The organism is Acinetobacter towneri DSM 14962 = CIP 107472 (assembly GCF_000368785.1).
GTDB classification, from domain to species: Bacteria; Pseudomonadota; Gammaproteobacteria; order Pseudomonadales; family Moraxellaceae; genus Acinetobacter; species Acinetobacter towneri.
Map to the genome: position 1 here is coordinate 514,616 of NZ_KB849689.1, position 19,801 is coordinate 534,416.

At 41.2% G+C, this 19,801-nt stretch carries 21 protein-coding genes; 19 read left to right on the forward strand and 2 right to left on the reverse strand.

From position 1 onward, the window contains the following. From F947_RS14715 to F947_RS06910, 18 genes are all read left to right on the forward strand, one after another. Entirely contained in the window at positions 1-168 is a 168-nt protein-coding gene (locus F947_RS14715; RefSeq protein ID WP_004973671.1) for a hypothetical protein, read from the forward strand. Continuing rightward, complete coding sequence (locus F947_RS06830; protein ID WP_004973673.1) at positions 168-929, forward strand: phage tail tube protein; 762 nt, start codon at positions 168-170, stop codon at positions 927-929. Before F947_RS14715 ends, F947_RS06830 begins: the two co-directional genes overlap by 1 nt. A gap of 268 nt (positions 930-1,197) precedes the next feature. Continuing rightward, positions 1,198-1,728, forward strand: a complete 531-nt coding sequence (locus F947_RS06835) for a phage antirepressor Ant (protein ID WP_004973675.1) — start codon at positions 1,198-1,200, stop codon at positions 1,726-1,728. Between the two features lie 74 nt (positions 1,729-1,802). Continuing rightward, positions 1,803-2,372 carry a hypothetical protein gene (locus F947_RS06840; RefSeq protein ID WP_004973678.1) on the forward strand — a complete coding sequence of 190 codons (570 nt, stop codon included), beginning with the start codon at positions 1,803-1,805 and terminating at the stop codon, positions 2,370-2,372. A gap of 52 nt (positions 2,373-2,424) precedes the next feature. Further along, on the forward strand, positions 2,425-2,712 hold the full coding sequence (locus tag F947_RS06845; RefSeq protein ID WP_004973679.1) for a hypothetical protein: 288 nt from the start codon (positions 2,425-2,427) through the stop codon (positions 2,710-2,712). Further along, the gene (locus tag F947_RS06850; protein WP_004973681.1) at positions 2,712-3,125 is read left to right on the forward strand and encodes a hypothetical protein; all 414 of its coding nucleotides are present in this window, start codon (positions 2,712-2,714) and stop codon (positions 3,123-3,125) included. The genes F947_RS06845 and F947_RS06850 overlap by 1 nt, the downstream gene beginning before the upstream one ends. After that, positions 3,125-3,607, forward strand: a complete 483-nt coding sequence (locus F947_RS14055) for a hypothetical protein (protein ID WP_004973683.1) — start codon at positions 3,125-3,127, stop codon at positions 3,605-3,607. The genes F947_RS06850 and F947_RS14055 overlap by 1 nt, the downstream gene beginning before the upstream one ends. 71 nt (positions 3,608-3,678) lie before the next feature. Beyond that, positions 3,679-7,191, forward strand: a complete 3,513-nt coding sequence (locus F947_RS06860; RefSeq protein WP_004973686.1) for a tape measure protein — start codon at positions 3,679-3,681, stop codon at positions 7,189-7,191. After that, positions 7,191-7,592 carry a hypothetical protein gene (locus F947_RS06865; protein ID WP_004973687.1) on the forward strand — a complete coding sequence of 134 codons (402 nt, stop codon included), beginning with the start codon at positions 7,191-7,193 and terminating at the stop codon, positions 7,590-7,592. The genes F947_RS06860 and F947_RS06865 overlap by 1 nt, the downstream gene beginning before the upstream one ends. Next, on the forward strand, positions 7,592-9,562 hold the full coding sequence (locus F947_RS06870) for a hypothetical protein (RefSeq protein ID WP_004973688.1): 1,971 nt from the start codon (positions 7,592-7,594) through the stop codon (positions 9,560-9,562). The genes F947_RS06865 and F947_RS06870 overlap by 1 nt, the downstream gene beginning before the upstream one ends. Positions 9,563-9,573: 11 nt before the next feature. Beyond that, entirely contained in the window at positions 9,574-11,190 is a 1,617-nt protein-coding gene (locus F947_RS06875; RefSeq protein ID WP_004973691.1) for a hypothetical protein, read from the forward strand. Between the two features lie 52 nt (positions 11,191-11,242). Then, positions 11,243-12,481, forward strand: a complete 1,239-nt coding sequence (locus F947_RS06880) for a hypothetical protein (protein WP_004973692.1) — start codon at positions 11,243-11,245, stop codon at positions 12,479-12,481. Then, entirely contained in the window at positions 12,478-12,744 is a 267-nt protein-coding gene (locus tag F947_RS06885) for a hypothetical protein (protein WP_004973693.1), read from the forward strand. The genes F947_RS06880 and F947_RS06885 overlap by 4 nt, the downstream gene beginning before the upstream one ends. Beyond that, on the forward strand, positions 12,741-13,127 hold the full coding sequence (locus F947_RS06890; protein WP_004973694.1) for a hypothetical protein: 387 nt from the start codon (positions 12,741-12,743) through the stop codon (positions 13,125-13,127). The genes F947_RS06885 and F947_RS06890 overlap by 4 nt, the downstream gene beginning before the upstream one ends. 17 nt (positions 13,128-13,144) lie before the next feature. Then, positions 13,145-15,223 (forward strand): hypothetical protein, encoded by a 2,079-nt coding sequence (locus F947_RS06895; protein WP_004973695.1) that lies wholly within the window; start codon positions 13,145-13,147, stop codon positions 15,221-15,223. Further along, complete coding sequence (locus F947_RS06900) at positions 15,216-15,446, forward strand: hypothetical protein (protein ID WP_004973696.1); 231 nt, start codon at positions 15,216-15,218, stop codon at positions 15,444-15,446. Before F947_RS06895 ends, F947_RS06900 begins: the two co-directional genes overlap by 8 nt. 58 nt (positions 15,447-15,504) lie before the next feature. Further along, entirely contained in the window at positions 15,505-15,873 is a 369-nt protein-coding gene (locus F947_RS06905; RefSeq protein WP_004973697.1) for a hypothetical protein, read from the forward strand. A 5-nt stretch (positions 15,874-15,878) separates the two neighbouring features. Further along, the gene (locus F947_RS06910; protein ID WP_004973704.1) at positions 15,879-16,454 is read left to right on the forward strand and encodes a glycoside hydrolase family 19 protein; all 576 of its coding nucleotides are present in this window, start codon (positions 15,879-15,881) and stop codon (positions 16,452-16,454) included. A 33-nt stretch (positions 16,455-16,487) separates the two neighbouring features. Here F947_RS06910 and F947_RS06915 read toward each other — a convergent pair whose 3' ends face one another. After that, complete coding sequence (locus F947_RS06915) at positions 16,488-16,790, reverse strand: hypothetical protein (RefSeq protein ID WP_154648278.1); 303 nt, start codon at positions 16,788-16,790, stop codon at positions 16,488-16,490. Positions 16,791-16,910: 120 nt separating this feature from the next. Further along, positions 16,911-17,585 (reverse strand): hypothetical protein, encoded by a 675-nt coding sequence (locus tag F947_RS06920; protein WP_004973708.1) that lies wholly within the window; start codon positions 17,583-17,585, stop codon positions 16,911-16,913. A gap of 204 nt (positions 17,586-17,789) precedes the next feature. Here F947_RS06920 and F947_RS06925 point away from each other — a divergent pair, with 204 nt between their 5' ends. Further along, positions 17,790-19,769, forward strand: a complete 1,980-nt coding sequence (locus tag F947_RS06925) for an ATP-binding protein (protein WP_004973709.1) — start codon at positions 17,790-17,792, stop codon at positions 19,767-19,769. Positions 19,770-19,801: the final 32 nt, after the last annotated feature.

The window sequence follows — 19,801 nt, forward strand, 5'->3', positions numbered from 1 at the left end:
ATGGCGAAACAATACAAAGCCTTAAAGCCAGTAGGTCGCTTTCAAGTCGGCGATCTGGTGGGTGGTCTGTCAGATGAACAGATCAAAAAGTTAATTGCTGATTGCGTAATTCAGGAAGTGAAAACCGCAGCAGCCACAACGAAGAAAGCCACAGGGGATGCTAAATAATGAGCACTCAATATATTTCGCTACAAGGTGAGTTTTACTTAGCAAAAATCACCAACGGTGTAGCAGGCGCAATGCGTCATTTGGGTAACGTACCAGAGTTTGAATTGGAAATTGGTGCTGAGGTTTTAGAGCACGTTGAATCCATGACAGGCAAGCGTACAACCGACTTCACTATGGTTCAGACAACATCGGTTAATTTCTCAGGTCAGCTTGAAAAAGTGGATAAAGAAAACTTGAAATACATTGTTTCAGGTGAAACCACCGAAGTGACCACTGAAACCATTACCGACGCAAATATTGGCACTGTGGTGGCAGGTCAGGAAATTAAGCTTGGTGGTTATAACTTGTCTACCGTGTCATTTAAAGATTCAACTAGTGGATCAGCGGTTACAGTAGACCCATCAAAGTACACAGTGGACTTAAAGTTCGGCACGGTTGTTTTTAACGATGTTTCAGACCTCACTATGCCACTTTTGGCAAGCTACACCACTGGTGCAGTAACGCATACGACACTAGCATCGGACTTTGAAACAGAATACGAGCTGTTTTTCAAAGGTATTAACACGGCTACTAGCGAGCACATGGCGGTTCGTTTATGGCGTACTAAGAAGTCACCTGAAACCACATTTCCACTGATTCACGAAGAATTAGGGCAATACTCTATTTCAGGTCAAGCGTTGTCTGACGTTTCAAAACAAAGCGACGCAGCGCTTGGGTTGTACGGTCATATCGTAACGATTCCATCGGTACAAGCACCTTAAAACCAACACAGGCACAAGAAAACTCCACGACGCATAAGCGTCTTTTTTTGTGCCTGTTTTTTAAATTTCTTTCATTTGCATTAAGCGATTAATGAAAACGAAAGGGATTCATCCCACCACTTAATCAAACCGTCCTTTATGGGCGGTTTTTTTATGCCTGTTTTTCAGGCAAACCACTGGCTAGAACGACGGTTCGAAAAGCACGTTTTCATGTTCAACGTGCCTGCCAGTTTCTTTTTTTGAACATGAGCATACAAGAGGAAATCTTATGAACATGATGGTAAACCATGAAAAACAAACCCCATTTATCGAAGTTGAATTAAATGGAAAAGTTCAACTGGGTGTGAATGCGCGTGACCTTCACAAAATGCTAGAGGTTAAGACGGACTTTTCGGATTGGATTAAGCGACGCATTAAACAATGTGGTTTTGAAGAGAATTTTGACTACGTTAAGCTCCTCAAAAAAGAGGAGCTTTCAAAAACAGGACAAAACCTAATTGAGTACATCATCTCGGTGGATATGACGAAGCACCTTGGAATGATGGAGCGCAATAAAAAGGGTCATGAGATCCGCAAATACTATATCGAGCAAGAAGAATTGGCACGTCATCTAAAAGATGGTTTGCAGGTGCGCATTGGTAAGCTTTCAGCACAAGTTGAATTGATTACACAGTGCTTATCGGAAGCGGGGCGGTTTTTATCAGTAAATGGCAAGCAGACAAAACCAGCCATGCTCAAAGAGTTGGATGAGCTGATTAAAGAAGCGCAACCCAGCCTAGATTTTAAAGAAGATGAATAAGGAAAAGTATTCTGGATTCTAAATCTGAAATTCAAGCTACCGCCACCTTCGGGTGGCTTTTTTGAGATTCCATCATGAATGATTTTTTCTTAGCAGATAATCGAACGTTTCAAATTGGCGAAATTGAAGTGAAGCAGATTCAGGTGAAGTCACTTGATCTATTCTGCAGACATGCTGAAACAATCAAAGAATATTTGAAAGACAAAGATTATTCAGATGAAATTTTGATTGAGTTATTTAAGGCTCACACGGTTGAAGTAATACAAGTCTGCGTCATGACTACCAATTTAACAGCAGACCGTATTTTTGATGTGGCTAAAGATCAGGCTTTATTTTTAGATATGCTGCGTGCTGTATTGACTGTGAATACAGCATATTTCAAGCCTGAAAAGCCTAAACGTGGCAGTAAGCCAAGCAATGAGAAAAGCACTTGGTTTGATTCGTTCCAGTATTTAATTGAGTCTGGCCATCGTCACGATGACATTTTGAATATGTCATATGGTGCGTACCTGCAGTATATAAAAGCCGCACAAAGAAGTGAGCTTAGAAAAATGCGGTCACAAGTCAATTTAATGCGCTCAGCACAACATGCTCAAAACCGTGAATTTAAAAAACTTATGGAGGATTTAAAAGTTGTTGATTGATTAACCAATTGTTAAAATGCCTGAAAATTATATAAATTTTGAGGGGTGTTTTATGAAAAAAATATTGGTTGCTGCAATTTTACTTGTGTCATCATCTGTATTTGCTCTGGAGTATACCAATGCTGTGCGTGGCAGTACGATGATTGTTGAAGTGGGGCATTCACAGAGTCGCATGATGGAAGCCTTGGGTAATCCTGATTCATCATATCGCCATGTAATCCAAGACCGTAAAGGTTGGTCGCACAAAGCCACAACTTACACATACCGTATGAATAACGCGCGCTACGAAATCACTGTTGTAGATGGGAAAGTCTATAGCATTGGTTGGGAGCGTGAGTGATGGCTCAAACAGTTGAATGTATAGCATGTGGGCATGTTGGTCAGCCCAAAACGAAAGGCAGTTTTGCTATAACTATCATTTTATTATTTATAGGTCTTCTGCCAGGTATTATTTATGAGATTTGGAGAAGATCAGGTGGAAAGGTCTGTAGCGCCTGTGGAAGTCATGGTGTGCGACTCTATGTGCCAACACCTAGACAATTGCAGCCTAAGGTTAATGAAGTGGATTTTACACAACCTGTTGTGTCAAAAGGGAAAACAGCACCTGTAGCTCATGACGTATTTTCCTACAATGCGGGTAAAAGAATGCAGCTAGGTGAAAATGGCGTAGAGCAGAAGAATTGCCCCGATTGCATGGAATTAATTAGATTTGATGCGCGTAAATGCAAGCATTGTGGAAGCATGGTGGAATAATGAAATACATATTAGGGTTGTTTATTTTAGCTCTTTCACAAAGCTTGTTTGCTGGTGTGCATACCTGTGTTGTGAACGGCAAGACTGTATATCAGGGTAAGCCATGTGTTGGGTCTGGCAAAACTGTGGGTGAGAGAGAAAGAGAGCGAAAGCAGGCATCGCAATATTCAACTGCGACCACAACCCCATCAAGCTCTAGTAAGCAAGGCGGAAAATATTCAGAGGAAGATTGGGGTGCAATTTGTCGTTCAGCTTCAAAGACCGCTAGTGCGGTAATGCGTAACAGGCAGCTTGGAATATCAATGAACAATCAGATGGATAATTTACTTCCAGCGGCTGATCCAGCAATTAAAGGTGTTATGGAGTCAATGATTAGACTGGCTTACACAAAACCAAGATATAGTTCATCTCAGTATCAACAAAACGCTATTACAGACTTTGAGGATGAATACTTGCTGATGTGTCTGCAGTCACGTAGTTAATACCTCTCAATATTCTCATAACACTTAACCCACTTCGGTGGGTTTTTTAATGCCTAAAATTTGAGGTCAGCATGTCAAAAAATTTAACTTTTAAACTTATCATGGACGCTGACAGCAAAGGCTTTGTTAGCGGTGTAAAACAATCTGAAAGTGTTGCAAAGTCAGTATTTGAAGCAATTAAAACCGAGTCTGATAAGTTAAAACAAAGCTCGGCAGAAGCAGCAAAAGAGCTTGGAAATATCATCCCGAAAGGCACAAGTGAGTTAGCTGCAGGCTTAACTAAATCATTATCCAGTGCCACAGAGATTATTAAAAATGCAGGCGAAAACGCAAAGTCTACTGCGGGTAACTTTACGGATTTTGGCAACAAGTCACATAAGGCTTTAGACCTATTAAAATCAGACTTAACAAGTGCTAAGCAGAAGCTGCAAGAGTTTGCTAATTCCAATGCGTCGCCTGCAGACATTGAAGTTGCACAACGCCAAGTAGACCAACTTGAAAAAGAAGTTCAACAGGCTAACCAAGCATTTAACGACTTTCAGGCAGAAGTTGGCAAGGCAAACAATAAACTTAAAGAGTCTGATTCCGCAGCAGCAGCGGCAAAAAAAGGTTTAGATGGGGCTAAGTTTGCAGTCAATGCGCTTATGGGTGCTATGGCTGCTTTGGGTGTTGGGCTTGGCTTGCGTGAATTAGCAGAAGCCGCAGACGCATACACTGGACTTTCTGCACGCATTCAGATTGCTACCAAAGAGGGTGGAAACTTTGAATCAGCAATGGCAGGCGTGCATCAGGTTGCCTTAGCCACAAATTCAAGCCTGCAAGCGACTGGTGACCTATTCACCCGTATTGATGCAGTCGGCAAAGAAATGGGGATGACGCAGCAACAGGCGTTAGACCTAACCAAGACAGTTACGCAAGCAATTCAGATTGGTGGTGGTTCAGCTCAAGCCAGTGAAGCTGCAATTACCCAGTTTATTCAAGCCATGCAAGGCGGTGTGTTGCGTGGTGAAGAATTTAACTCAATCATGGAAAACGGCTATGGCTTAGCTGAGGCATTAGCTAAAGGCTTGGGAGTCACTACAGGTGAACTCCGAAAAATGGCTGAAAATGGAGAGCTAACTTCCGAACGTGTGGCAAAAGCACTGCAAAGCCAAGCTGCACAAGTCCAAGCAACTTATGACCAATTCCCAACAACGATTGGTAATGCTTTACAAAAAATTGCTACATCTTGGCAGATACTGATTGGTGAAATGGATCAGGCGCATGGCGCAAGCTCTGTTGTAGCAGAAGCACTATCCACCATTGCAGATAACTTAGGAATTTTAAAAGTATTCTTTGATGATGTAGCAGAGGGCGTTGGGTGGTTTAGAGATAAATTAGCTGAAATTGACCCTGCAACTATTGATGCAATGCGATCAGCACTATCTGATGCCTATGATGTGGTTAAAAACCTAATCAAAAGTATGGCTGGTATAGCTGAAACAGCATGGAGCGCGTTCACTTCTACACTTGATGCCATCTCTCCGTTATTTAATGCCATGCTGAGTGGTCAACAAAATGTTAGCGGCTTAACCACATTGTTTAATGTGTTTCGTGTAGCTTTAGGTGTGGTTTCAGATGCTGCAACTGGTTTAAATATTGGACTTAAACTCTTACTGTCAGGTCTGCAGTTTCTAGCAGGCGGTCTAACCGCTTTACAGGCAAAGGTGCTTGATTTTATCGGCTTCGATACACTAGCAAAGCAGGCACAAGATGCATCCGATCGCCTATTTGCACAAGCTGAAAAAAATGCGAAAGAAGCAAATAGACTTGCTTTAGAGTCAAAGTCAGCAACGATTGCAGCACTGGAGGATATTCGTAAAACAGATGAGGAAAAAAACCAAGAGCGAATTGCCAACAGTCAAAAAACCCTTGATGAATTAAAAACTCAAGAGGAAAAGCATCGTGCTGACTATAAAGCCATTAGTGATGAGCGCATTAAACTAGAGCAGCAGCTACATGAGGCCAGAAAGTCAGGCAATCAGGCTGCAATAGATATTGCTGTTAAGGGTTTAGCTGATCTTGATGCCAAAGAAAAAGCATATCAAGCAGAAAGTAAAAAGATTACCGATGCTAAGATTGAAGCGGCTCAGGCATATATAGACTCTATGATTACGATGGATGAGCAGACATCAAAAGTAATCAGTAAGGAGAAAGAGGCATATCTCGCAGCACAGGGTCTAAAACTTGAGTTTGATGGCACAGGCAAAGCTATTGTAAAAGCAATGGATGATGGTGTTGTTGCTACAGATGCGCAAAGCAATGCTACGGAAAAAGCACGCAAAGCCGCAGCAGCACTAGGTTTGGATTTAGATGTTTCACTTAATCGCGTTTCTGAAAAATTTGGTGAAAATGAAAAACAAATCGATGCATTTGTTGTTGGCTTAAAGGGCTTGGGTGCAGAAGGGAAGCAGGCTGGTGACGTGACTTACCAAGCATGGCTTAAATGGTTGGAAACTGCCAAAAACCAAGCTGAAATTGATATGGCCAAAGCCAAGCTTGAGCAGTTTGGTGAACAAGGCAAGCTATCAACTTCGCAAGTCGAACAAGGCCTGATTGCAATTAAGCATCAAGCACAAGGTTTGCCAGATGATATTGATCCTGTAACGGCTGCTTTTAAGCGATTAGGGATTGAGACCAAAGAGAATCTTAAGCTGTCTGCACAACAGGCATTAATGGATTACATCACTATCCGTGATAGTGGTCAGGCTACAGCGGAAGGTATCCAAAAGGCTTATGAAAAAGCAGCACAAGCGGCTGCCCTATCGGGCGACCAAGCAGTAATTGCATCGGCTAATGCAGCAGGTGCAGGTCGTGACCTACGCATCGAAATTGACGAAACAGGCAAAGCCTCTGTTAAAGCGATGGATGAGTTAACCGAAGCGAACCACCGCGTACGTGAATCAGCACGCAGTATTGGTGATGGTTATCGTGAAGCGGGGCAGATTGCACGCGAAGAAGCCAATGCAGCACAAATTGCATGGAATAAGGCATCTCAGGAAGCAGCTCAGAAATGGGATGCAGAAATGAAACGCCAGTCAAAAGGTTTAAGCGCGGCTATCTCAGGCTATCAATCAATGAGCAAAAACGATGTAATTTCTCAGATTAAGAGCATGGGATACAGTGAAGATCAGGCTAAGAAATTGGCAGGGTCAATCTGGTCACAAGCCATGGCTACAGATCGTGATGCCAAATTTGCTGCATACGGCAAAGGCGGTAACTTGGCGATGAATAAACTCATCGAGCAAGAATTTAATAACGCTGCAGCGAAAGGCTTAACCACACAGCACGGTACAAACAAGATCAATGAATTACTTCGTAATCTTGATGTGAGAAGTACGGGCAACACGCCTAAAATCAATGATTATGCACCTAATATTTCTGAACCAAAAATCCGCGATCTGCAGAATGATGCACCAACCAAAAACGTGCGCTTTGAGTTTGTATCAGGCGGCAAACGCTTTGAAATGCAAGGCTCGCAGGAAGATGGAGACATGATGGAAAGCATCTTGCGTGAATTTGAAATGCTGAAAAAGGCAATGTGATGAAATTAATACGCTTAGCAACATCCGAAACCGTCTCACTAGAAGACGGTTTTTTATGGTCTGACGAATTTGAATGGAAGCCCAAAGAGCAAACCGTGGAACGTGCCATTAGTGGTGCAGCCATTATTCAGGAAGGCATTAAGGTCGGTGCTCGACCTATCACTTTAACACCTGACAGCAACCGTGGTTGGGCAAAGTTAAGTGATGTGCGCAAGCTACAGGAATGGTTAGCTTTAAGCGAGAAATTCCGCTTACATTTTGAATGGCCACATGACAATCGGCAATTTGATGTGATTTTTAATCATCAAGATACAGCACTGGAAGCGGTCAGCGTGTGGGGTTCACCAGCAACCAGTTCAGATGAAATGATGCGTTTAACGCTAAGATTTTGGAGCGAATAATGGCAATTGAAACAAAAGACTTGGTGCTCTATAAATCGGAGCGATTAACCGATACCGATGATGGTGGCGGTAAATATTCAGGTCAGGTCATCATAGATGGCCAAAGTAATAACTTGTTCAATGACGTGTCAGAAATGGATCGAACCATGGGCGACGTGTCTATGCGTAAAATCTTTCCTGCGGTGATTACCGAAGATACAGACGCATTGATGGGTGCAACGGTATTCATCTCTGAAAACCCGCAAGACCCAAACGTGTCGGCTTTGCTATTCAGTACAAAAAACTGGACGGATGAACGCCGTAGTGCCCAAAACCGTGTAGAAAATTACTTGGCTAAAGGTGGGCAGATTGCAGGCACGCCACTGGATACGCACTGGCAAGGCATGAAGCAGTTGCAAGTGGCGATGTTCCCGCAAGAGGCGGAATCAAGCGTTGGCGACACCATTGTTCTAGTCAGTGACGAAGGCAAGGCGCTTCAATTTGAGCAATACGTGCGTATCACTAAAGTTGAAACACGTATTGCAATCATGGTGGTTGATGGTAAAAACGTGGAATACAAAATTGCCACGTACACCATTAACGATCCGTTAGAGCGTGATTTTATCGGATTGACAGCGCGTCAATGGTACGCTGGCAGTACACAGTCTAAAACCATCATTCGCGAATCACTGGTAGCAGATACAGGCGAATATTGTGCATCGGTAAAATTGGCATCGGATGCGCAAGTCGGTGAGTTCACTGTGAATGCGTCGAGCATGTTCACACAGCTGATTCCATCGGCACAGACTGAAACCCCGATTATTGATGTGAATGCTGCAGGCGAGAGCGTTATTTTGGTACCAGGTAACGACGGTACCATTACTGCCAACTTTCCAACTACAGTCGGTGTAAGTCAAAACTTGTATTTAGGCTCAAGCGTGATGCCGTCAAGCATTGCGTTTACGCTGTTTGGTCAGCCTGTAAGTGACCAAGGTAGCTTGCTTAAAAACAACCAAGGCACACAAGTCGGTACGATTGATTATCAGCGTGGCTTAATTCAGTGGACTTCTGCTGCAGGTACTGGCTCGACTACCTTGTCAATTACATTTAAGCCTGCTGCTGCACCAAGACAATATTTTCAAAGCTATGCCATTCCTGTGACGCAAAATAGCCAAAGCACCAACTGGACGGGCGTTTTAATTCCGATTCCTGCGCCTGGTAGTTTGACGCTTTCGTATATGTCGCAAGGCAAGTTTTATGAGCTAAAAGACGATGGATCAGGTCAGTTAAAAGGTGTTCATAGCTCCTTTGGCTCAGGCATGATTAACTACGAAACGGGTTCATTTTTGCTAACTACAGGTGCTTTGCCTGATGTTGATACGCCAATTTTGGCACACTGGGGCACTCCAATTGCAACTTTCGTGCGGGCAGGTTTGCATGTAGATAATGCAGGCTTTGATTTTGATCTTGGGCATACGGGTGTTGCAGCAGGCATAACTGTGACTTGGGTGTTAGAAGGTGCAACTAAAACCGCATCTAGTAACTCAAAAGGCTTGTTTACAGGTGATGCAGCGGGATATATCAACTACGCCACAGGCAAAGGGCGAATCATTCCGAACAAGTTGCCGCAGAAAAATACGCAATTCAACATCACGTATAACTACGGTTCACAGCTCAACCAATCTAAGTCAGCGATACCTGATGCCAACCAACAACTGACGTTTACCATTGGCACGGGTTCAAGTATTCAGCCGAGTAGCGTGGCTTTAGAGATTCCAGTGACAGATCAATCAGGCTTAAACACTCTCTATGTGCATCTTAAAGATGACCCAATAAGCGGCAATATGGGTAATTTAATTAATGATGCAGGCGATATTCAAGGCACGATTGATTACAGCACAGGTCAATGCATTGTGACGCCAACAGCTTCATACAAAACATTTAACTATGTGTATGAGGCGCGATTTACAGCAACTTATGCGTCTGCATAAAGGTGGTCTAAATGTCTTTTTATTCTCCAGTTATATCCGTAATTAATGGCACGACACATGTATTTCGAGCCTATAACGAAACATCTATTTCAGTGAAATACCGCGATAGTTCTGGTGTAAACCAAAGTAACACCATTGCTGTGGCTGATAAGTTACGGCTTGATCTATCATCGGGTTATGACGAGCAGATTTTGACAGGTTCAGCACGCTTTAGAGTTGGCGCTGATACTTTCTTAGATCGAGATGGGCAGCTTTATCGCAATGTAGACCCATCAAATAATAGCGGTATTGCGTCAGGTTCAATTCAGTACGGTACAGGAAAGGTTGAAATTGAGTCATGGACGCCAAACGGTGACAACACTGTCAGTTTAGACTCACTGACAACTACAACCGACTTGCCGCCAATGAATCAAATCAGCTTTAGAACACCAGTAATTCCAATTCGACCACAATCATTGACTGTGGTTGTAGCATCATTGGAACATGGTCAATTAACGCTGACCACGGATGAAAATGGGGTCATTGAAACCAATCAGGCACACGGCAAGATCAATCACGACACTGGTTTTGTAGATATTTACTTCTACACTAAAACTGAAATTACCGAATCCAACCGCTCACAAATTGAAGCTAAAGATTGGTATGACGTATTGATGGAGTATGAGGAAGCAGGCAAAACCTACATCAATGTACCCGTGTGGATTGATGGCTCATCAGTGCGTTATAACGCAATTGCCTATACCTACATCCCGCTTGATTCTGAAATTTTGGGGCTGTCTGCTACACGCTTGCCATTGGATGGTCGTGTGCCTATTTTCCGTGTTGGTGACATTGGTATTGTTAGCTCAAGCAAAACTCAGGAATTGCCAAGCCATGTGGCGGGTCAGATTTACAACCTAAATGACCAGCGTATTTCATGGTGCGAGCTTGAGGACAGTCAAGGTATCAAAGTTCCATTCGATATGTATGTGGTTGATTATGATTATGGCAAAGTCACATTAAACGGTGATTTTTCACTAAATACTTTGGTTGCACCAATTGTGGCCAAGTATCGCTATCAAGATATGGGCTTGATTCGTGATGTGCAGATCAGTGGGCAGCTGACCTTTACCAAGCCTTTAACGCACAACTACGATGCAGCAGATACAATTGTTGGTTCAGCCTTAGTGATTGGTGATATGCAATCGCGCTACACCCGTAAATTTGTGCAACAAACGTGGAACAATGCTTGGGCAGATGAAGCAACAGGTAGTGGCATTTCAGCCAACTATAACGATGCTTTGTATCCCATTACTGTGACCAACAAAGGCGCTATTCAAGAACGCTGGGCTTTGATTTTCACGGATAACACGAATTTCCGCTGTGTTGGTGAATATTCAGGTCAGATTGGTACGGGTAGTGTGAACGCAGATTTTGCACCGATTAACCCTGTGACTAGCTTGCCATATTTCACAGTGAAAAAGGAAGGTTGGGGTGCAGGTTGGGCAAACGGTAACGTGCTGCGTTTTAACACTGTAGCTGCAAACTTCCCAGTTTGGGTGATTCGTACAGTGAAGCAATCCGAGCCAACTGTTATGTCAGATCAATTCCAAATCATGCTACGTGGTGACATTGACCGCGTGGTTTAAAATTAAATCAAATATGACCGCTTTATGCGGTCTTTTTAATGAGTGAATAAAAATGGCAGGACTTGTAAAACACTATCAAGATACGATGAAAGGCATCCCTCGGCTAACGAATGATTGGGGTGCTTTGATTAACTTGTTTGATGCTGTTCTGGTAAATGGGTTTAATCATGTCACTATTCTTGGCATCACAAAAGCCAATACAGCCTCGATCACCGCAACAATCAATTTAGGTAGTGACCATGGCTTTATTGATCGTCAGGTGGTGCGAATTGCTGGTTCTACGAATGGCTGGGATGGCGATTATAAAGTCCTAAGTGTTGACACTAGCTCAATCACAATTGAATGTACTGCAGAGCATCCAATAGTTATTTCTGGTGCGGCATCGTGTTTTACAGCACCCGCAGATTTTGAAATTGTGCATCAAACACCGAGCGAATCTACTGAACCAAAAAGGGCATATCGCTCAACCGACCCTGAATCACTCGGCTTGATTTTGCTTGTACATGATTTTTGTAGCATTGGTGCAGCAACTGCTGGGGCTAAATTTGCAAAAGTTGGACTTGTTGAAAGCATGACTGACATTGACACGATTGTTGGAAATCAACTACCTGAAGATGCCAATAATTGGGGTTGGGATGGCACATACCATGGCTGTGCGAAGTGGTATTACGCAAATCCACAGTACGGCAACTCCTACGATCAACGAAATGACACACAAGCCCCATTAGCTGGTAATCGTACTTTTGATCTAGTGGTAGATGGTAAATCCATACTTCTCAGTGTTCAAAACCAGTGGTGTAATGCACTTTATGGTTTATTTGAATTTTATGATACAGAAATCCGTGGTCAAAATGTTTTGTTTGCGGCAACAGGACTAAACTACAACCCAACACAAGCGCAAAACAGGTATGTAACGGCACGTGGCGGGATAATGTTGGGTTACAATAACAATATTGGTCCTGGTGGGAGCGCAAGTCAGCCGCAAACAGGTTTGCTGTGGTATAACACTGCTGCGATTCGTCAAGATCAAAAGATTTCACGTGCGATTGCTTTAGGTTTTATGACCAATAACACTGCGATTGATGCTGCATCATCAAGTGGTTTTTTACTACAAATGCCAATCTTAGATAGCAGCTTTGTTTTTCGTGGCGTTATTCCTTTTGCTCGTATGCAAATGGGGGGTGGTAGAGGCGGAACCTATTTCACGGACGATGGAAAAATCAAGTGTTTGTCCCTTTACCTTGGTAATTATGGCTCACAAAACTACGCGATTGCTATGGAGTCGTTATGAGCACAATGAAGATTACACATGCAGGCTACTCAGCGCCTAAAGTTAAGCTAATTTCGGGGCGTACATTAGAACTGGGTGTACCAAAATCAAAATTAGTGCGCATTTTTAGTCGTGGCAATGGCGCATTATTAAAGCAAATCAAAAGCGATTCAAATGGCTACTATAAAGCATACCTACCGTATGATGCTGCATATTTAATTGTTGGTATAGATGAAAACAAAATATTTAATGCAACAGCTCAAGATAATGTGGGTGCGAAATGAGTAAAACATCTATCAATGCTCGGCTTGCCATGATTCAAGCCTTTGCAGAATTTATGGATAACGGTAGCCAAAGTGCTACCGTTATTTTTTATGAAGGTGTGCAGCCTGCCAGTACAGCAATTGCGGCAGATTCTAACAATGCTTTGGTCACTTTGGTATTTCCTGAACCTTGCATTAAAGAAACCACGCCAACTTATGTTGAATTACACCCAACTGATACAGGCTCGGTTATTAAGACTGGTACAGCCACATGGGCGCGTATTTTTAACGGTGCGGGCGAGGTGGCAGCGGATCTAACTGTGGGTGCTGACATTAGCTTGGCTAATACCAATTTAGTCGTGGGCGGTACGCTGTTTATCCAGTCCATCAAACTTAGACCGTAACTAAAAAGGGTGCTCATGTGGATTTTAAAAATAAGCTCGGCACCGTTGATGCTCACAACTTAAACTTAAATTTTAAGCCTGATAATAGCGATAGCCACAACATCATTCTTAATTTTGAGCATCTAGCTGATGGCTCGACTAATCTCAACTTTGGGGATGATGTATCCGCAGTTATTGATACGGTTTTAGAGACTGATTTTAGTTTTGAAGTCACTGCAATTTATGCCGAAAGTGGTGTAAATACTGCAGTCATAGATACGGTACTGGATACTGAGTTTAGCTTTGAAGTTGTCGCAGTCTTTAAAGACAATATTGATGTCATCGGGCAGATTGACACGGTATTAGACACCAGTTTTAGTTTTGAAATTGTTGCAGAGTTCACTGAAAACCTATGCACGATTGATACGGTTTTAGATACTGAGTTTCAGTTTCAAATTGATGCTGTATTCGATATTAATCACATCATCGGGGTGTCTTATGCGTTTGATGCGGCTTATCACAAGGCAATCGCTGCTTTAAGTGTTGCAGCAATGCCGTGGGCAAAACCAGTATTAAGAGTCTCAAATGAGGCTCTTTTTTATGACCAAGGTTTGGTGCTCAGTCAGCAAGCCATGACAGGTTTTGATCAGTCTGATTCGCTTACACAAGCAGTCCGAATTGAGTATGAGAAAGCTACTGGTCTGCAGACCGATGCGTATTTAGTTTGGCAAACAGGTGACAAGCGATTCATTCACCAGAGCTACTTATTTGATGAAACGCTAAAGCTGCGTATCAATCGAGTCACAGACTGGTATGAAATGATTCGTAAGCGTCGCAGTATCACTTATGCGCATGAAGTGGCACACGTCTTTGAAAAGCATTTCACATTTGAATGGGATAAGGGTTTAGAGCTTGTCACGACTGATGATTTGGCTTGGGAAAAAGCCAAGGCAATTCATTATCGTAAGCATCCAGTGCAGCCATGGCCACAACCTGAATTACCGCAATACGAAGGCACGGGCGATTTAAATTTTATCTGCTTATGTCATGAAGTTGATGCGCATAACGTCATTTTAAACTTTGGGGTTGATGACTGTATTCCCGCAATTCCAAATCAAAACTGGTGGTATATCTTGAATAGTTTATCTGTGACACGGCTTGATAATGATGCAGAAATTTTAGTGTATGACGGCAACTATCGTTCAGACCGCAGCAGCTGGGCGTGGTCGTATAGCTTAACTGTGCCGCATACTGAAATTTCAAAGCTAGAGCCAATCGATGGACAGCCTGTAATTCTTAAAATTATGGTGAATGGGCATGAGCATCACATGCTACTTGAGAATCGCACACGTTCACGCAATTTCGGCAATATTACTTATACACTCATAGGTCGCAGTCAAACCGCTTTACTTGATGCACCGTATGCGCCTTTACGCTCGTTTTTACAAGAGAATGAGCGCACATCGGTACAACTTGCTCAAGCTGAACTAGATCGAGTTTTTAGTGATACAGTGCTGAATTGGAAATTGATTGATGATCTAGGCTGGATCGTGGCAAACAACAGTTTAAGTTATTCGAATCTTGCGCCCATCGCAGCGATTAAACTGATTGCAGAAAGTGGCGGTGGTTTTATTTATAGCGAAAAGGGTAGTAATACGCTTTCAATTAAACCGCTTTATAAAAAGACCTTTTGGGATGCGCTTACGGTTGATGATTATGACCGCTTAGTGCCTGATTCACTCGTTACCAGTCAGTCCACAGACTATGAGCTTTATCCTGATTACAATGGCATCACGCTAACCAATGATCGTACAGGCAAGCAGGCGCAAGTCAAACGAGCAGGCACAGCAGCAGACGTGCTATTACCACCTGAAAACAATCCTTTGTTTGATGTGGTCAGCATGGGTGCGTTTGGTAAATCTAAGTTGGCCAAAGCAGGTATGGTAGAAACACACACATTGACTATGCCTATTTCTGCAGAAGTCGGTGAATGTGTACCAGGTGAAGTTTTTGCATTTAATGCCCAGTGGTGGGGTATTGTTGAAAGTGTCAGTGTGTCATTTAGCCATGCAAAGGTGAACCAAACTGTCAAAGTGGAGCGTGTGAATCGTGAGTAATGCACTGCAGCGATTGATTGATTTAATGCCTAAAGCGCCTGAATTTGTGGGGCAAATCACGCATGAAAATCATCCGAATTATAAAGTTTTAGTTGTAGATGGGTCGGGCTTGGTGATGTGTACCAGTACGACTCGCTACAACGTCGGTTCAACGGTTTTCATTTCAGATGGGGAGATTAAACGCTTGGCGGCAAGCGGCGATGTAGTGCAGATTGAAGTGTAAAAATTTAAATTGAAGCAAGCGTCCGAAAGGGCGTTTTTTTATGTCTGGAGAAAAGACAATGCAAGAAAACGCATTACCATGGTTTATTAAATTAGTTCCAGCAGTTGTGGGGGCAATCCTTGCTTTAGTGCTTAGCGGGGATATTGATAAAGACGGGAAAATCCAAGTCACGTTAGGCGTGATCGGTAAATTCTTATTCAGTGTGTCGGTCAGTTTATATGGCGGTGCGGCATTCATTGAATACTACGAATTAAGCCAGTATTCACACATGGCACAAGGCTTTGTGATGCTGATTTTTGCTGTATTCGGATTGTTGGCCATCGGTATTGTTTATCAATCCATCGCACTCATGCATGGTAAATCATTAGCAGAAGTTATTGCTGAAGTGAAAGCCGCTTTCGTTGCGATTATCGGGGGTGGTAAGTGAATAAGATGCAAATTAAGAAACTGCAAAAAATAGTCAGTGTTGCGGATGATGGCATCATTGGTCGTGGCACATTAACTGCAGTATTCAGAAAACTTGGTGCTTCACAAAGCCGAGCTGAAGAACTCGGTCTTGCTGCTAATGTTCATCTGCGAAACTTCGGTATTCTTGATAACTCACTTCGCTTCACGCACTTCTTTGCACAGTTAGCACATGAATCTGGAAACTTCCGATACATGGAAGAAATAGCTTCAGGTTCTGCTTATGAAGGACGTGCTGATTTAGGTAATACACAAGTTGGGGATGGCAAGCGATTTAAAGGACGCGGACCGATTCAGCTCACTGGCCGCGCAAACTATCGTAAGTATGGACAACAACTAGGCATCGACTTTGAAAATAATCCTGAAATTGTAGCAATCCCAAGCATCGGGTTGATGGTCGCTTGCAAGTTCTGGGCTGACAATGGACTTAATTTGTTGGCAGATCAAGATGATGTAAGGGCTGTGACACGTCGTATCAATGGTGGTTATAACGGTTTTGAAGATCGTAAATCACACTTAGCAAAGCTGAAAGGCTGGGTGTGATAAAAAGCCCGCTAAGTGCGGGCTGTATTTTTATTAAATATATCTATGGCTTTCTTTGTAGTATATAAATTTAAGCTGCTTATAGCTTAAATACGATCCGATCAGGACAGGTAGCATGTAAATAACAAAAAAGCCGACTTCAAATGCCATTAAGTTATTAAAAATATATAACTCAAGATTTGGGTTAAAAATGAGTGCAACTTTCAAAAGAAGGGGTGCAATCTTTAAAAATAGGTATGATAAAAACATTCCTAGTACCGCAAAAGCGCAAGCTTTAGCTTTCCCACTTAAAAAGCAATTCGCCACCCAAACAAAAAAACGAACAATTAAATCCATGAGAACCATAATAAAAACACAATTAGTTTGAGCATAAAACATTCAAATAAATAAGTACACAGCAAAGCTGTGCTAAGCATCCTTTAAGATCCTTTTGAAGAGCACCCAAAGGTGCCCATTTTATTTGCGTGTATTAATTGGGCCAAACATTCCAGAATTAATTAACATTTCCCATGTTTTTTTTATAGCCTGACCTGTTTCTTGATTTACAAATAAAGAAGATCTACGCCCATGAGGTTTACCCAATAAGTGTGGCAACATATTATCCCACGTTTCAGCACAACTACTCATCTTTGAGGCTTCTATGGCTTTCTCTAAGATTAATGGCATAGCTGTAGACAAAGGTATGGTTCCATCTTCGTAGAGTGGTTTGCTCCATTCACACTTTACCAATATTGCTGTTGCTTTTGAGCTATAAAATTTCACTCCTAAGCGTTCTGCAGTAATCAAAGCATGATTATTTCTTAACTGTTGATGCACAGAATCAATGACTCGCTGTCCATCAGCATACGGACAAGTAATAAAACCATGAGCAAAGAAAACTGTATGATCTAAGTCCTTGTATCCACAATCTGCATGCGGAACAACAACATTTCTAGAATTTTTTTGGATATTTAATAAAGGATGCCAATCAGGATACCAATCTATAACTGGGCCTAAATCAATAAACAAATCTTCTAGAAAACTTTTACTCTCTCTTCGCTCCTCAATGCTTAAATCATTAAGTCGAGAAAGAAGATAGTTTTCAGCCCAAGCTCGTCCATCTTTTATTTCTTCATCTGCTCTAAAGGCCATTCTGACAATCTCACTACAATGAATTAACATGATATTTTAATTTTACGCACAAAACACCAACTTTATGCACAAAATTAAAAATATTTATTTATATACCTGTTATTATTAACTTTAATCATTGACGGATCTGCTAAAGATGCTTCAATATGTTCCATATTTTCAATTAAATAATTGTTGTATCAGCAACATTTGGGAAGGGGGAACATGGGTAATAGAGTTAAGGATTTCAAGCCTTTAAAAATAGTGGCAACACCAGGACACATTAAAACTTTAACAGAAGCTTCTGCAACGAAAGCATTAAGTGAACTCATTTGGAATGGTTTTGATGCATCTTCTAAAATTGTTTCGGTGACGCTTAACTCAACCTCTTTAGGCGGACTAGATACGATTATCGTTGAAGACCAAGGTAACGGGATCCCTTTTAAGGACGCAAATACATATTTTGGAGCAATTGGCGATTCATGGAAAAAATTTAAAAAAGAAACTTATCATCATCCTTTACATGGTCAAAATGGCAGGGGAAGATTTAAAGCTTTTTGTCTAGGTGCAGATATTGAATGGAATACTACATTTGAAGATCAGAACTCCTATAGCACTTATTCAATAATTGGTAATCATAATAAAATTGAAGAATTTAAAACTAGTGCATTAGAAAGTAATAATAATGGTCAAAAGGGTACTAAAGTTACTATTTCTAACTTGTATAATAAGGCAAATGAGTTATTAAAAGAAAAAACAAGAAATGAGCTTACAAAAATTTTTGCAGTTTACCTAACAGAGTTTCCGCATCTTCAGTTAAATTTTAATGGAATCAAAATTGATCCAAAAAGTGTACAAGCTTGTTCAAAAGATTATGATTTAACTGAAGATTGCAGTGAAATTACAACACACCCAGTTAAACTAACTATTATTGAATGGAATATTGAAACAGAGCGCGTTATAAACTTATGTTCAGCTAAAGGAATTTCTTTAGAAGAGTACGAGCCTAAAAATAGGATTAAAGCAAAGGGATTTAACTTTACTGCTTATTTGAAAAGTGAGTATTTTCAGGAATTAGAAAATGAAGGAATGCTCTCATTAAAAGAACTTGAACCCACAGTAGTGAAAATTCTTGATATAGCTGTTTCTACAACTCAAGAACATTTCAGAAAAAGAATGGCTGAAAAATACAGTGGGATTATTCAAGAGTGGAAAGACCAAAATATTTATCCATATCAAGATAAAACAAGTTTCACTTCTGTTGAAAAAGCGGAGCGAGAGGTATTTGACATTCTTGCCGCGAATGTACAAACATTTTTACCTAATTTTGAAAAAACCGAAAAGACTTCTAAGAAATTTATGTTTAAACTAATTGCTCAAGCTATTACAGAAAATCCAGAATCTGTTCAAAAAATTATTACTGAGGTTTTGGACTTAAAGAAAGAGGATCAAGATAAATTGGCTGAGCTATTAGATAATACAACACTGTCTTCTATTATTTCTTCTGCCACAATTGTGGCGAATAGATTAAATTTTCTTGATGAATTAGAAAATCTTATATATGGAGAGAAAACTAAAAAGGTATTCACTGAAAGAGATCAATTACACAAAATTTTGGAAAATGAAGCTTGGATTTTTGATGAAAACTTTACTTTGTCTCTGTCTGAGGAACGGTTAGAAACAGTATTGAAAAAGCATATATCAAAACTTGGAGATCGTGAAGATCCAATAGAAAGTATTGATCCAGTGCTCTTGTCCGATGGGAGAACTGGGCGTATTGATTTGATGTTAAGTAAAGTCAATCAAACACGTCATGGCGAGTTTGATTATTTAATTGTTGAATTGAAGAGACCATCTAAAAAAGTAGATGCTGAAGTTATTGTTCAAATCAAAAAATATGCCACTGCTGTGGCCACAGATGAGCGATTTCATAATATTCCAGCTAAGTGGACCTTTTTAGCTATTTCCAATGAGTTAGACGATTTTGCTGAAGATGAAGCTAACCAAAGAAATAAACCTAAAGGTTTAATTCATGATTCAGCTCAGCATAATATTACAGTATGGGCTAAAACGTGGTCAGAGGTTATTGCTAATGCACGTGCTAAGTTGCAGTTTATTAACGAACATCTTCAATATGAAGTTACTCAAGAAAGCTCTCAAAAATATTTAAAAGAGGCACATGATAAATTCATCCCTAAGATTTAAGGATGAAATAATTTTCAGAGTCAGAAACAGAA